At 62.9% G+C, this 13874-nt stretch carries 14 protein-coding genes and 2 pseudogenes; 10 read left to right on the top strand and 6 right to left on the bottom strand.

Annotated features, from left to right (window positions below):
- Positions 1-324: 324 nt before the first annotated feature.
- Positions 325-675: a MarR family EPS-associated transcriptional regulator gene (locus G9473_RS13285; RefSeq protein ID WP_291133829.1), complete on the bottom strand. Its 351-nt coding sequence runs from the start codon at positions 673-675 to the stop codon at positions 325-327.
- A 736-nt stretch (positions 676-1411) separates the two neighbouring features.
- On the opposite strand from G9473_RS13285, the gene G9473_RS13280 reads away from it, so the two are divergent.
- The 8 genes and pseudogenes from G9473_RS13280 (at position 1412) to rfbB (ending at position 9609) form a co-directional block, all read left to right on the top strand.
- Positions 1412-1939, top strand: coding sequence for a transcriptional activator RfaH (locus G9473_RS13280; protein WP_291133827.1), 528 nt, complete (start codon positions 1412-1414; stop codon positions 1937-1939).
- On the top strand, positions 1936-3402 hold the full coding sequence (locus G9473_RS13275; RefSeq protein WP_291133826.1) for an exopolysaccharide biosynthesis polyprenyl glycosylphosphotransferase: 1467 nt from the start codon (positions 1936-1938) through the stop codon (positions 3400-3402). The genes G9473_RS13280 and G9473_RS13275 overlap by 4 nt, the downstream gene beginning before the upstream one ends.
- Before the next feature lie 1469 nt (positions 3403-4871).
- Positions 4872-5453 carry a hypothetical protein gene (locus G9473_RS13265; RefSeq protein ID WP_291133825.1) on the top strand — a complete coding sequence of 194 codons (582 nt, stop codon included), beginning with the start codon at positions 4872-4874 and terminating at the stop codon, positions 5451-5453.
- Complete coding sequence (locus tag G9473_RS13260; RefSeq protein ID WP_291133823.1) at positions 5450-5923, top strand: hypothetical protein; 474 nt, start codon at positions 5450-5452, stop codon at positions 5921-5923. The genes G9473_RS13265 and G9473_RS13260 overlap by 4 nt, the downstream gene beginning before the upstream one ends.
- A 338-nt stretch (positions 5924-6261) precedes the next feature.
- A pseudogene (gene rfbA / locus G9473_RS13255) lies at positions 6262-7155 on the top strand (glucose-1-phosphate thymidylyltransferase RfbA).
- A complete protein-coding gene (gene rfbC, locus G9473_RS13250) occupies positions 7152-7703 on the top strand; it encodes a dTDP-4-dehydrorhamnose 3,5-epimerase (RefSeq protein ID WP_291133821.1) in 552 nt (183 codons plus the stop codon). Before rfbA ends, rfbC begins: the two are co-directional and overlap by 4 nt.
- 6 nt (positions 7704-7709) lie before the next feature.
- Positions 7710-8567, top strand: coding sequence for a dTDP-4-dehydrorhamnose reductase (rfbD, locus tag G9473_RS13245; protein ID WP_291133819.1), 858 nt, complete (start codon positions 7710-7712; stop codon positions 8565-8567).
- Positions 8560-9609: a dTDP-glucose 4,6-dehydratase gene (gene rfbB / locus G9473_RS13240; RefSeq protein ID WP_291133817.1), complete on the top strand. Its 1050-nt coding sequence runs from the start codon at positions 8560-8562 to the stop codon at positions 9607-9609. The genes rfbD and rfbB overlap by 8 nt, the downstream gene beginning before the upstream one ends.
- 49 nt (positions 9610-9658) lie before the next feature.
- On the opposite strand, the pseudogene G9473_RS13235 reads toward rfbB, so the two are convergent.
- Together G9473_RS13235 and G9473_RS13230 are read right to left on the bottom strand one after the other, a co-directional pair.
- Positions 9659-9888: pseudogene (locus tag G9473_RS13235) on the bottom strand (IS630 family transposase); the annotation flags it as partial.
- A 19-nt stretch (positions 9889-9907) separates the two neighbouring features.
- Positions 9908-10306, bottom strand: coding sequence for a hypothetical protein (locus tag G9473_RS13230; RefSeq protein ID WP_291133816.1), 399 nt, complete (start codon positions 10304-10306; stop codon positions 9908-9910).
- A 183-nt stretch (positions 10307-10489) separates the two neighbouring features.
- Between G9473_RS13230 and G9473_RS13225 the strand changes: the two genes are divergently transcribed.
- Positions 10490-10852 (top strand): VanZ family protein, encoded by a 363-nt coding sequence (locus G9473_RS13225; protein ID WP_291133814.1) that lies wholly within the window; start codon positions 10490-10492, stop codon positions 10850-10852.
- A 210-nt stretch (positions 10853-11062) separates the two neighbouring features.
- Positions 11063-12076, top strand: coding sequence for an NAD-dependent epimerase/dehydratase family protein (locus G9473_RS13220; protein ID WP_291133813.1), 1014 nt, complete (start codon positions 11063-11065; stop codon positions 12074-12076).
- Between the two features lie 7 nt (positions 12077-12083).
- Here the strand turns inward: G9473_RS13220 and G9473_RS13215 are convergent, their stop codons facing one another.
- From G9473_RS13215 to G9473_RS13205, 3 genes are all read right to left on the bottom strand, one after another.
- A complete protein-coding gene (locus tag G9473_RS13215) occupies positions 12084-12779 on the bottom strand; it encodes a hypothetical protein (RefSeq protein ID WP_291133811.1) in 696 nt (231 codons plus the stop codon).
- Between the two features lie 117 nt (positions 12780-12896).
- Complete coding sequence (locus tag G9473_RS13210; protein WP_291133809.1) at positions 12897-13418, bottom strand: demethoxyubiquinone hydroxylase family protein; 522 nt, start codon at positions 13416-13418, stop codon at positions 12897-12899.
- Complete coding sequence (locus G9473_RS13205; RefSeq protein ID WP_291133807.1) at positions 13415-13873, bottom strand: disulfide bond formation protein B; 459 nt, start codon at positions 13871-13873, stop codon at positions 13415-13417. The genes G9473_RS13210 and G9473_RS13205 overlap by 4 nt, the downstream gene beginning before the upstream one ends.
- Position 13874 lies beyond the last annotated feature (1 nt).

The following is a 13874-nucleotide window of genomic DNA, read 5'->3' as shown; positions in this document are numbered from 1 at the left end:
AATGAGCGCCGCATGGATCCGTTCCGGATATGGGCAGGGCTGACGCGGCGCGTTGTGGCCAGTGACCATGTTGTGTCAACAGCGACACGCCACTTGTCGATGGGTACAGGTTTACATCGAGGCATCCGTCTCAGGCCAAAGCCCCGATAACGCAAACTCCCGGGCGTTCCGTCCTTCGCAAGCGATCGGAACTTCGATAACTCGCCCACTGCCAGTGGTTTCGGCCCTTGCTATGAGCAGGCGATCGCTCTTGCGGCGCGCCTTTGCCGGCGCAGCCAGCGCGGCTCCCGACAGATTGTTCAGGCTCTTCGGAGATGGAGCGGCTCACTCTTTCGCTCCTCGCTCCAATTCCGCGCCGAGCTCATCGATCTCTTGCTTGAGAGCGACATATTCCGCTCGCTTTCTGGCAAGGAACCGCCGCGCGATCGTGCTTTTCGCCGCGACTCCGCCCGGAGTGAGGACATAGGCGTAGCGGCGCTTGTCCTGAGCCTCCCGGAAGCGAGCCAGCTTGATCAAGCCCATTTCGACCAGTTCGCGCAGCATGTAATTCGTTGCGCCGAGGCTGATGCCGAGTTCGCTCGCGAGTTCGCGCTGCGACATGTGGGGGTCGCGCTCGATCAGGCGCATGACCTTGAAATGGGCGTCTTCGCGTGCCTTGTCGCGCGGCGCGGTCAACTGAGACTTATCCCAACACGGCTACCGCACGGTGACAGCCTGCAGGCCCACCGGGAGGTTTGGACGAATTCTGGACAAGCAACCGAAGGAAGCATGACGTTCAAGTCTGAACGATAGCGCGCCTGCGCTGCATTGCAATACGGTTCTGTCGTCAGGCGTTGCCCTGACTGTGATCAGAATACGACCGCCTTGAGCTCCTGATAGCGGCAGGAGCGAGTGATTGCGGGCCTTCTGCGTCAAAGTCCATATTTCGCTTCATGCGAGAAATGGACGACCCGGCCGCAAGGGATCCGATGCTTGGCGCTCAATTCAGTGCCCTCCTGCTAGCCCCGAGAGCGTCGCCCGCTTGGCCCCGCGTGAGCGATCCTGGTGAGCGCCGGACGAGTTGAAAGGGAGCCAATAGTAGGAGGGGTCCTATCAGCGACCCGAGGCAAGCCAATCCAAATTTGGGCAGCGTACGCCCCATAAGAAACGTTACAAACGCAAAGGCGCGCAGCCCCTCGCCACCACTGACCACACCCGCTTGCGCAGGTCCAAAAAGTCCAGCCGTGCATTGCGCGCGATGAAGCACGTCCCAGTGCAAGTCCTTGTGTCGCCTTATTTTTCCGAAATTGAACTGGCGTCGTTTCATCCCTGCCGCACCGCACAAGAAACCTTGCCCCAATGGGCATTCGAAACTTGACCTTTCGCGCTACATACGCAACGTCGCTTCCTGGTGTCGCAAGCATGGGGGCTTATGTCACGCTGGTTCCTGGTCCAAACGAAGCCGAACGCCGACGCCATGGCGCGGCGTAATCTCAAGCGTCAGAGGTTCACCACCTTTCAGCCGCTCGAGCAGCGCACCCGGATCAAGGGAGGGCGCTTCGTATCCTATCGACGGCCCGTGTTTCCGGGCTATCTCTTCGCCTCCTATCCCGAAGCCTCCACGCCATGGTCGGTCGTCAGGTCGACCTATGGGGTTTCCCGGCTCGTGAGTTTCGCGGGGCGGCCTTCCGTAGTACCTGATTCGGTAATCGCGGACCTGCGCGCCGCGTGCAACGACGAGGATGTGATCGATCTTTCCCAGGAGGTTGGCGAGGGCGAAGAAATCGAGGTCGCGAGCGGATCGTTTGCAGGCTTTGTCGGGGAAGTCCTACGAATCGCGCCCAATGACCGCGTGCTTGTCCTGCTCGATTTCATCGGAAAGAAGACGCGGGTGAGCCTGCCGATGGCCGGTGTGCGCCGCGCCTCGGGTGCAGCGATCGCGAGCGGAGGCGGTCGATGAACAAGGTGCCCTCGCGCATGCTCGCTATGGATAGCCGCGGCACCGGCGGTTTCGAGCGGCCTGGTTCGACCGCCGCGCCAGCCCAACGGTCGCACGGGCCTCAAATGCCAGAGGCGCTGGACAGTGGCGAGGGCGATGCGCCCTCGACCGATGAAGTGCAGGATCGCGGCGAGGACGAGCGCTGGGTTCGTTCCGAGATCGGCGGGACGACCCTGTTGTTGAGACAGTTTGAGCTGCCCCTCCAGCTCATTCTGGGCCTTGCCCCGACCATTGCGCTCTGGGCGCTGCAGGGCCGCGCCCTGTTCTCCGGGGCGTTCAACCAGACCCTCATCGTACTCGCTGCAGCATCGTTCGTTGCTTGGTACGCGCTTTCGAAGCTGCGCGAGCATGCGAAGGCGCAGCACCTGTCGTATATTCTCCCGGTCAATTTCCTGGTTTTCAGCGGTGCGCTCGCGGCCATGGCGGCATTGCGCGTCCCTTATTCGACCTCGCTGTTCTCGGTCGGAGCCGCGTGCACGCTTGCCGCGAGTTTCCTTCTTGCGGTGCGCAGTCGCAGTTTGCTCAAGCCCCATGTTATCGTGCCGGGCGGACGGGCCGCGGAGATTAAACTTACGGGCAATTATCTGCCCGCGCCCTCGGCGGTCGACCTGACCGGGCTCGTGCGCTCGGGCCGGCGGAACTGGGCGATCGTGGCCGACCTTCACTATTCGCATTCCCCCGGGTGGGAACGGCTTTTCGCGGAAGCTGCACTCGCCGGCATCCCGGTCTATCACTTTCGCCAGATCGCGGAGATGCAGACCGGGCAGGTCAAGATCACGCACCTCAGTGAGAATGACCTCGGCTCGCTCATCCCGAACGTCTCCTACATGTCGCTCAAACGGCTGATCGACGTGGTTGGCGCACTGGTACTGATGCCATTCTGCCTCATCGCGTTCGCAATCATCGCGCTCGCCATCAAGCTCGATTCGCCCGGCAGCGCGTTCTTCATCCAGGACCGCGTCGGCTTTCGCGGCAACACTTTCCGGCTCTACAAGTTCCGCACCATGCGCGAGCGCGACCCGGTGGCAGAAGCAAAGGCGCAGCGCGAGAATGCCATGACGCGCAGCGACGATGACCGAATCACCCGGATCGGTCGCTTTCTGCGCCGAACACGGATCGACGAGCTTCCGCAGATCTTCAACATACTGAAGGGCGACATGAGCTTCGTCGGCCCGCGGCCGGAGGCGAAGGCCCTAGCAGAGTGGTACGAGGAAGAACTGCCCTTCTATTCCTATCGCCACATCGTCCGCCCTGGGATCACCGGTTGGGCGCAGGTTAACCAAGGGCACGTAACCGATGTGAACGACATCCTCTGCAAGCTTCGCTACGACTTCTATTACATCCGGAACATCTCGCTCTGGCTCGACCTGCTCGTCGTGCTAAGAACCGCACGGGTCATCGTTATCGGAACAGGCGCTAAGTGATGCCTCGCCGCCGCTTAGCCATTGCAGCTTGATTCGCTGGACATGTGCGGCGCGCATCCGCCTGATTTTCGTGCAAGCCTCCTCTATCTGGACGGAGCGGCGACCTCGCTAATATCGATCTCCCGGCGGCGTTCGCCGCAGAACCAGATAAGCAATGCCTGCTTCGCTACGCCCTACGGGCTCCGCTACGCAGCCCATTGGTTCAACCGCGCGGATCTAACGCAAGCTGGAGGCAAGCTTGGGTTCACGTCACATCTCTTCGAGTGAGAGTGGCCGGTCGGGCTTTTTGCGCGGGCGGCCTGCGGGATTGCCGCTTTTGCCCTTGCGCAACCGCCCGCTCTCATCGCGCTCGCCAGGGGGCTAGTCGGCCATGACCAGTCTTTTGTGCTAGGGGCCTCCCGATCAAGAGGAGCCGTACCCGGGGCCCGGATTTCCGGTTTATCCCGTCCTGATATAATCCTCTTGTTGTTCTCTTTAAGAGGCTTTCGACCCAGTAATTATTCCTGTTTTCACCTGTCATTTTGACCTCATTCCGGCATCAATTCCAGGCTGAACGCTCGCTGTAGCGCGCGGCGAGGCGCCTTAGATTATCGCAAATTATGATTGAATTATAATGTGTTAAAAGGCGGCCTCCGCGCCCATGGGCGATAACGCGGGTTGGCGCGCAAAGATGCGCGCTATCCGCTTACAACCGATGGGCCCATGACGGGCGGAATTAGGCTGTTTGGACGCGAGGCCGAGAAACGATAAGCGATCGCGAGCACTGGTAATCGAGACCAATCTTGGCGGGCCTCTTCTTCGAGGGGTAGTATACCTCTGTCGGTCAGGCTGCCTATGCGAACTTGCAGACCTTGATATCGTGCTCATGCGCGCATGCCTGAGCCAATTCATAGGCCGTCTGCATTCGCAGCAAGGTATCCGCCTTGACGCCAAACGCCTTCTCGAAGCGGATCCCATATCGGCAGAGAGACCGGCCTTGCCGTTGAGCAGCGTGCTAAGAGCCTGCCTCGATACCCAAAAGTGTGCCGCGAGAACAGTGACACTGACGCCAGCAGGCTCGACGATCTCGGTCTTCAGCCAGCCGCCGGCATGGGCGACAAGCGAACGTTGACCCAATTCTCACAGGGAACAGCAACCGATCAGGTCCCCATAATCGCTTCAGCATTGATGCCGGGGCAGGACGAACTCGCTCCAACTTGGCAAAAGCCTCGCTCTTCCTTCGCCGTAACTTACGTCCCTCATTGGGTCGTGATGGCCAGCGGTTTGCCCCTTCAAAATGCCGCAGCGAATACCAACATCTGTTCTAGGAGAGAGCCAACCGCGACTGGCCGGACATCGTTCTGGAAAGTCGTAAGCATTGAAGGTGTGCTATGGTAAGGCAACGTAAACGCGTCCAACCTGCTCCACCCGACCCGGCCCGCTTTGGCCTTGAATCTTTCGCGCAGCTCCTGTCGCCGCGCGCGCCGCTCGTGGGCGAGAATCCCGAGACCTACGAGGCGTTCCACACCGGTCTGCTCGCCTCGCTGAACCCGGGGACACCGCATGAAGCGGTGATCGCCGAGAACCTGGTCGCCATCGAATGGGAGCTTCGCCAGCACCGCGCGATGCGCGATGCCAGCATCAGGCGCACGATCCGTAGCGAGATCACAAGGGCCGTCGTTGAGAAGGCGTGGCAGGAATTCAACAAGGCTGCAGCGAAAGCTTCCGCGCGCACGGCTCATGACTCCGATGACCTCTGGAACCCTACTGAGGTCTTCGATGACACGGACGCCAAGCAGGCCGCTTGCCAGCTGGTAGACAGGATCACGTCGCGAGACCCGCAGGTCCGCGACGCTGCCGAGGCCGAGCTCGCCCAGCTCGGCATGGATCCCCTCGACCTGATGAGCGCCGCCACCCACGGGGCGCTGACCGATGGTAACGGCGCTGACGATGCGCCAGAAGTCCACGATGCCAAAATCCGCGAACTGGAGCGTCGCCGGCGCGAAGTGAAGCGCGACTACGATGCGCTGGTGCAGGCGCGGGCGGACGAGGGCGTGATCATCGACCAATGAGCGCAGATCACCTTACGCGTCGCAACCGGGCCAATGCGAAAAAGAGCACCGGTCCGCGGACAGCCCGCGGCAAGGCGAGGGTCGCGGGCAATGCCCGCAAGCACGGCGCAACCGCGCAGCCCGATCCGCAGCGGGTGGCAAGCTGGCTGGCGATAATTCTCGATCGGCCTGAGATCAGCGGGCAGGACTTCACGCCGGCCGACGACCGCGGCTATCGTGCCCTGGCGCTGGCGCAGGCAGAGGCGCGGCTCAACGCGGCCGAGCAGGCCCTGCGTGACCTTGAGAAGCAGCATACTGCCACGTCCCGGCGCGAGGAACTCAGCTTCGATCAATATGTGGAAGAGGTTGTTGGGGGGGTCGGCTCGCGTGGTCCGCAAGCACAAGAACGTCGAGGCGGTTTACAGGTCCGGCTACGCCATACAGTTGAGCACCCTGGCCGAGGAGAGGCGCGAGCGGCACCGGCTGCTTAAGCGCTATCTGGCCGAGGCCCGCTCGCAGCGCCGCAAGGCGTTTGCCGCATGGCTCGAAGTTGGCCATCCCTCTGCTGCGGTCGCCTGAAGATGTCGATTTCCCGAAACAAAGCCAGATTGGCGCACGGCAGGTGACGGGCCTGCGCGCTAGCCCGGCGCTCAAGCATTTCTAACCCCCACCCCTTGCGCAATAAGCACAGTTGGCGAACCAGGGGTTGGCGCGTCGTTTGCGCGGCGCCATCGGGAACGATGGATGCGTGCCGCGGGCTTCCGCTATACTGGCGTCGGGCAGATTTGGGTCAGGCTTACACGGCGCTTCTGCAGGAAGGCGGTCGCCGATGAATGGCAATGATAGACGCGGCATCATCCTTGCGGGCGGTTCGGGCGCACGGCTTTACCCGCTGAGCCGCGGCGTATCGAAACAGCTCGTGCCTGTATTCGACGAGCCGATGGTCTACTACCCGCTCAGCACGCTGATGCTAGCTGGGATCCGCGACATCCTCGTCATCACCACGCCCGAAGATGCCGAACAATTCCGACGCGTTCTAGGCGACGGGTTCGATTTCGGCGTGTCCCTGAGCTATTCCGTCTAGCCAGCACCCGAAGGGCTGGCGCAAGCGTTCCACATCGGGGCCGATTTCATCGCTGGGGTACTGAGTGCGCTGATCCTCGGCGACAACATCTCCTACGGCCACGGCCTTCCCGAATTGCTCTCCCGCGCCAATGCCCGCAGCGAAGGGGCTACCATCTTCGCCTGTCGCGTGGCCAGTCCCCAGGCTTTCGGCGTGGTCGAATTCGATGCGCGTGGCAAGGCGATTTCGATCGAGGAGAAGCCACCGGAGCCCAAGTCGAACTACGCCGTAACCGGTCTCTATTTCTACGATGAAACGGTGGTGGACAGGGCTAGCGACCTGGCGCCATTGGCGCGGGGCGAGCTCGAGATCACCGAACTCAACCGGCTTTACCTCGACGAGGAATCGATTTCTGCTGAGCTGAAGGGGCGCGGTTTCGCCTGGCTAGATACGGGAACGCACGCCTCACTGCTTGATGCGGCGACCTATGTCCACGTCACCGAGGAGCGCCAGGGCTTCAAGATCGCATGCCCCGAGGAAAGCGCCTGGCGCCAAGGCTTCATCGACGACGCCCGGCTCGAACAGATCGCACAGTCGCTGCGCAAGTCTGGCTATGGCGAGTACCTGATGCAATTGCTGCGGGAACCGCGCCTCGCATGAACATCTTCGAAACCGCCATTCCCGGCCCGCTCATCATCGAGCCGCGCGTGTTCGGCGATGCGCGCGGGTTTTGCATGGAGACATGGAACGAAGGCGTCTTCCGCGAGGCCGGGCTCGACCTCGCCTTCGTTCAGGACAATCACAGCCACTCGCAGAAAGGCGTGCTGCGCGGGCTCCATTTCCAGAAGCCCGGCGCGCAGGGCAAGCTGGTGCGCATCGCGCGCGGGGCGATGTTCGATGTCGCAGTTGACCTCAGGCGTTCGTCTGAGCATTTCGGGCGCTGGGTAGGGGTTGAACTCACGGCGGAGAACAAGCGAATGTTCTGGATACCCGAACGCTTTGCGTACGGCTTTCTCACCCTGGCCGGCGACACCGACTCTCCCTACGAGTGCACAGCGCCCTACGCTCCCGAACACGAACACACGTTGGCTTGGGACGACCTGGCGGTGGGGATTGATTGGCCGCTAGGCGGGATTGAGCCGCTTGCTTCGGACAGGGACCGCAAAGGCCATAGGCTCGCCGACGTGCCGGCCTTCGAAGGGAGCTGACATCGCATGAACATCCTCATCACCGGAGCCAACGGCCAGCTCGGTGGGGCGCTGCAGCGCACCGCTCCAAAGGGCTATGAGATCAACGCGGTCGATGTCGAGGATGTCGATCTCAGCGACGAGGGCATGCTCCGGGCCAGGCTGGTGGTCGAGGCGCCCGACATCCTCATCAACGCTGCCGCCTACACCGCGGTCGACAAGGCCGAGAGCGAGGAAGAGATCGCGCGCGAAATCAACGCCGATGCAGTGAGGATCATGGCCGAGGCGATGGAAGACAGCGGCGGCAGGCTGGTCCATATCTCGACCGATTTCGTCTTCGACGGCACCGCTTCGCAGCCCTACCGGCCTAACGACCCGCGTGGCCCCGTTTCGGCCTATGGTCGGACCAAGGCCGAAGGTGAAGATCACCTGCGTCCATCCGACCTGCTCGTGCGGACCGCTTGGGTATACGAGGCGGGTGGCGCCAATTTCGTGCGCACGATGATCCGCCTGATGAACGAGCGCGACGAGTTGCGCGTGGTGTCCGACCAGGTCGGCTCGCCCACCTGGGCGACGGGTCTCGCGCAGACGATCTGGGCGCTCGTCGAGAAGGGGGCGTCCGGCACCTTCCATCACAGCGACGACGGCGAGACCAGCTGGTACGACTTCGCGGTCGCCATCGCCGAGGAAGCTCACGCGCTCGGCCTTATCGGCACCATTCCGAAAATCGAACCGGTCGCGACCGCGGACTACCCCACCCCAGCCCGGCGCCCTGCCTATTCGCTGCTCGATTGCAGCGCGACACGCGAACTGCTCGGCACGGAGCCGGTCGACTGGCGCGCCAATCTGCGGCTCATGCTCGAAAGGGAAAAGGCCCTTGGCTAACCTTCTTGTGACCGGAGGTGCCGGCTTCATCGGGGGCAATTTCGTCCATTACTGGAGCGCGCACCATCCCGGTGACGAGATCACCGTTCTCGATGCGCTGACCTATGCCGGCAATCGCTCGACGCTGGCGGGGGCCACCCGGGCCGACCTAGTGGTGGGCGACATCCGCGACACCGAGCTCGTCGAGCGGCTCCTGCGCGAGCGAAACATCACGACCATCGTCCACTTCGCCGCCGAAAGCCATGTCGACCGATCGATCACCGGGCCGGACGCCTTCATCGAGACGAACATCCTCGGCACGAACAGCCTGCTCAAGGCCGCGCGCGCGGTGTGGCTCGCTGGCGACGGGCGCGAGCACCGTTTCCACCATATCTCGACCGACGAAGTGTTTGGCTCGCTCGAAGAGGACGACCCAGCCTTCAGCGAGACCACGCCCTATGCGCCCAATTCGCCCTATGCCGCGTCGAAGGCATCCTCGGACCATCTGGTGCGCGCCTATCACCACACTTTCGGACTTGAGGTGACGACGAGTAATTGCTCGAATAACTATGGGCCTCACCAGTACCCTGAAAAGCTGATCCCGCTGTTCTTGCTCAAGGCGCTGTCGGGCAAGCCGCTGCCGATCTATGGCGACGGCATGAACGTGCGCGACTGGCTCCACGTGGAGGACCACTGCCGCGGGATCGAGGCATGCCTCGAACGGGGAAAGCCGGGCGAGACCTACAATATCGGCGGCGGGGCGGAATTGCCCAACCTCGCCGTGATCGAAGCCATCTGCCGTCAAGCCGACCGGGCCTTTGCGGAGATCGACGGTCTTACGGACCGCTATCCGCAGGCGCCGGCGGCGAAGGGCGGCAAAAGCGAGAGCCTCAAGACCTTCGTGACCGACCGTGCCGGGCACGACCGGCGCTACGCGATCGACGAGACCAAGGCGCGCTCCAAACTCGGCTATGCCCCGACCCGCAATTTTGACGAAGGCCTGCGCCAGACATTGCGCTGGTATCTCGACAACAAGCACTGGTGGAGGCCGTTGTTGCGCTAGATCGTTTTCATTCCGGTTCATAGCCGCATAATCTGAAGTACTTGTCGCATTAGTTGGGCCGGGAAGATGTCGACGAGCCTGCCGATCAGGGGCCACGGGCCGCGGACGGTGCGCTCGCCAGCCTTGCGTGGCATGGCCTTGGGGCGTGAGACCGCCTTCTCGATCGAGTTGAAACGGAAGGAAGCGCAAGGGGGCTCCGGCCGCCTCGATCCTCTCCTTGACGGCTGCGCGCTTATGGCTCGAGAGGTTGTCCATGACGACGCCGTCGCCGGGACGCAGTGCAAGCGCTGTCCCGAGCTCACATTGCATTGGTGGCTGATTGGTTCAGATGCATCATTCCACGGAAGATTGCCTCGTTCCGAATGGACTGAACACTGGGTCTGTAGCCTGTTCGGCGCACTGAAGTGGTCCGCAACTGGCGTCCATCGCTATCGGCGGCCGATGCCACCGTTGGCTTGCGGATGAACACCAGCACCTTGAACATCGCCACCGGGTCAAAGGGAGGTCGGCTACCCTTGGCGCCGCCGCCATAACCAAGGCCCTTGACCAGGAGAGGCCGGAATCGCTCAAATTGAACCATGCCCGCCAAAACCTCGAGCGAATCGCCGTCCTTGCTCAGCCGCCACAGGTGCTCCGCAAGCGAAAACAGGCTGCGTAGTGCATCACCAATCTCCTTTCGCGACCCGCTGAATCCCAATCAGCGTCTCCATGCGAGGGGTTTGCGGGTGGCTAGGTGCTATCGATCTCGTAGGCAGAATGACCCGCGCTTCTGTCCCATGCTTATATATTCGGCCACCAGGAACCGCCGGATAATCATTGGGGGCGATACCCCTAGGCAATACATCGCACACTCATCCGAAGCTATCGAGCGGAAGAACAGGTGATCCAGAACCCACACAAGCTCTTCCAGGCCGCCTTCTGGGGCGCGCTGTGCTCGGCCTTTGCCCTTGCCATAATGCCCGAACCGCCCGGAGTTCTTGCCGCGGTGGACGACAAGCTTCAGCATCTACTCGCTTTCCTGATCCTAGGTGCCTTGGCGGCGCTTGCATATCCCGGCGTGCGCCTCATCCTGCTCCTTCTCGGACTGGCCGTGTTCGGGGGACTGATCGAAGGGGTGCAAGCCAGCCCCCAGATTGGCCGCACACCCGATATTGTCGATTGGCTTGCCGACCTCTTGGGAGCGTCGATTGGCCTGCTGGTAGCTGCCATCGTTCGGTCTCGAGGCAGTCTTCGTCAGGACTAGCTTTGGGCACCCACCATTTATGCGCGGCTGCGAAGCGCAACCCACAAATGCTGCCCTCCCCGTTTGCCTAGGCAATAGGCGAGAACCAATGCGCGGCCTCAAACGATTGCAAGACGAGAGAATCCAAGGCATCGCTGGAGGCGGAAGGTAAAGCGCCAGCTTGTGCCCCTCTGGATCGAACGACAAAAGGGTATTGGAAGGGGGATTGCTTTGCGCACGGTCCTGATCACGGGTTCCGCCGGCTTCATCGGCTATCACCTTGCAAAACTACTGCTCGACGAAGGATTCCGCGTCGTCGGTTACGACGGGCTGACCGATTATTATGATGTGCGCCTCAAAGACCGGCGCCACCAGATGCTACTTCAAAACCAGCAGTTCCGTGCCGAAGTCGGCATGCTCGAGGACATGGAGCGACTCCATGCTCTCGCCATGGAGGAGAAGCCCGAGGTCATCGTCCACCTCGCAGCGCAAGCCGGAGTGCGCTACAGCCTCGAGAACCCGCGCGCCTATGTCGATGCGAACCTCGTCGGCGCCTTCAACGTCATGGAATGCGCGCGCGAGCTCGGCGTTTCCCACCTCCTCATGGCCTCGACCAGCTCGGTCTATGGCGCGAACACCGAAATGCCCTTCCATGAGCGCCAACAGGCGGACACGCCGCTCACGCTCTACGCGGCGACCAAGAAGGCGAACGAGGCGATGGCGCATTCCTATGCGCACTTGTGGAACCTGCCGACGACGATGTTCCGCTTCTTCACCGTCTACGGGCCGTGGGGGCGTCCGGACATGGCCCTGTTCAAGTTCACCCGCGGCATCCTGAACGGCGAGCCGATCGACATATACAATGAAGGCGAGATGTACCGCGACTTCACCTATGTCGCGGACCTCGTGCGGGGCATCCGCCTGCTGATCGATCGCGCACCGGAGCGACCGGCGAGCCCCGAGGACATCGCGCCGCACGACAGCCTTTCACCCGCCGCGCCGTGGCGGGTGGTCAATATCGGCAATTCGGAAAAGGTCCGGCTGATGGATTTCGTCGAGGCGATCGAGGCGGAATGCGGACGAGAGGCGGTGAAGAACTTCATGCCGATGCAGAAGGGCGACGTGCCCGCGACCTGGGCCGATGCGACGCTGCTGAAGCAACTGACGGGCTACGCCCCGCAGACCGGAATCCGCGAAGGCGTGAAGGCCTTCGTCGCGTGGTATCGCGATTATTACGGGGTGTGAGTCCGGCTCAGTCGTCTTTCGGCAATTCGCCCGGCTGGATCGCGTCGAGCGGCACCTGTTCCTCGTCACCGTCATCGAAGGGCCCCGGTTTGGACGGTTCTATCGGGGGCTGGCGCTCGGCCGTGTCGACCGGCGGCGGGGTCAGCGAAGGATCACGCTCGCCCGGCAGCGCGCCGTCGCGTTCGCGTTCGAGCCGCTCCATGTATTCGCGTTCGATCATCTCGACCCGCTCCTGCTCGGCGGCGGCTTCGGCGTCGATGGTGGACAAGCGTTCCTGCCGCGCTTCCTCGATCAGCTGGCTGAAACGCACGGTCTCGGCCTCGGAGCGGTCCTTGTAGGCGGCCTCGATGAAACGCTGGTTGCAACCGGTGAAGCCGCCCGCGCCCGCCGGGTCGCAGGACATGGCGCCGAAAGCGCCGACATACTTGAGCTTCTCGACCTCGCGCACGCGCGAAACGTTCTCGGGCGAATCGCTCTGGCGCAGGTTCTTCGGGATGCGATAGCGTTCCGCCTCGACGAGGATTTCGCAGATCACGATCTCGTTGTCGTCGGTCGCCTCGGGACATTCGTCCTCGCTGTAGGCGATGACCATGTTGACCTTCTCGCCGCCCGCGCTCTGTGCAGCGGCGGCGGGCGCGGCCGGGAGGAGCGCGGCGAAGCCGGCGATTCCCGCCAGCCGGGCGATCCGGGAAAATGTGCTCATGGTCTGTCCTCTCGTCCTCGCGGGGGCCACAAGACCCCTGGCGATGGGCCTTATCACGCCCCGCGCCCTAGGCAATGCTGCGTGAACCGTCTGTGAAGGAACACGCGAGGTGGCCCGTCAGATCCGCTCCGACACCTTGATCGCGATGCGGCAGCCGAGCCGGATCGCGCCCGACAGCAGCGGATAGGCCGGCGCCTGCTCCGCCCCGTTGGCAAGCGCGGCGTCGCGGTGCTGGCGTTCGTCCTCGCGGAATTCCTCGATCATGTCGGCGAGTTCGGGATCGGCCCCGGTTTCGGTCAATCGGTCGAGCTGCTCGGAATAATGCCGGTCGATCTCTTCCTCGACCGCCGCGGTGCAGGCCATCGCCGCTTCGGGGCCGAGCAGCGCCGTGCCCGCACCGAGCGCATAGCCCGCCGCCGACCAGAACGGGTGCAGCGCGGTCGGGCGCACGCCGCGTTTCACCAGCATTTCATCGAAGCGCGCGCGGTGGCCTTCCTCTTGGTCGGCCATGTGGCGGATCTCCGCCGAATGCGGCCCGCGATCGCCCATCACGGCGATCTGGCCCGCATAGATGCGGGTCGCGCCGAATTCCCCGGCCTGGTCGACCCGGATCATGCGGTGGAGTTCATCGCGGTTCATGCCTCGTCCTTCCTCGCTGACAGGGCCAAGATGGCGATGCCCCCGGCGCATGAAAAGAGGAAATTCCAGCCCGCGAGCGATATGCCGAAAAGGCTCCACGCCACTTCGTCGCAGCGCACCACGGGGGCGGCGCCGGGGTTCAGCACGTCGAGCCCGCCGGTCGTCCGCGCGCAGCTGGTGATGCCTTCCCACCAACCGTATTCGACCCCCGCGTGGAAGCCGCCGATCAGGCCGGAGGTGAGGATCGCGAGGCCCGCGAGCGCAGTCCAGACGCGCGGCGGGACCGCGACGAAGGCGACGAGGCCGAGCGCCAGCGCCGCGAAATGCGGGTAGCGCTGCCACCAGCACATCTCGCACGGATAGAGGCCGAAGCCGTATTCCGAGACATAGGCCCCGCCGAGCAGCGCGGCGGGGATCGTGACGGCGAGCAGCCGCGCCTCTTTCAATCCAGCCATG

It is taken from the genome of Erythrobacter sp., from assembly GCF_011765465.1.
In the GTDB taxonomy this organism is placed as follows: Bacteria; Pseudomonadota; Alphaproteobacteria; order Sphingomonadales; family Sphingomonadaceae; genus Erythrobacter.
This window is presented reverse-complemented; position numbering and strand designations above follow the sequence as displayed.

Coding starts and splice junctions, on each gene's coding strand:
- G9473_RS13280 (WP_291133827.1), top strand. CDS start 1,412: ATGTCACGCTGGTTCCTGGTCCAAACGAAGCCGAACGCCGACGCCATG.
- G9473_RS13275 (WP_291133826.1), top strand. CDS start 1,936: ATGAACAAGGTGCCCTCGCGCATGCTCGCTATGGATAGCCGCGGCACC.
- G9473_RS13260 (WP_291133823.1), top strand. CDS start 5,450: ATGAGCGCAGATCACCTTACGCGTCGCAACCGGGCCAATGCGAAAAAG.
- rfbC (WP_291133821.1), top strand. CDS start 7,152: ATGAACATCTTCGAAACCGCCATTCCCGGCCCGCTCATCATCGAGCCG.
- rfbD (WP_291133819.1), top strand. CDS start 7,710: ATGAACATCCTCATCACCGGAGCCAACGGCCAGCTCGGTGGGGCGCTG.
- G9473_RS13215 (WP_291133811.1), bottom strand. CDS start 12,779: ATGAGCACATTTTCCCGGATCGCCCGGCTGGCGGGAATCGCCGGCTTC.
- G9473_RS13210 (WP_291133809.1), bottom strand. CDS start 13,418: ATGAACCGCGATGAACTCCACCGCATGATCCGGGTCGACCAGGCCGGG.
- G9473_RS13205 (WP_291133807.1), bottom strand. CDS start 13,873: ATGGCTGGATTGAAAGAGGCGCGGCTGCTCGCCGTCACGATCCCCGCC.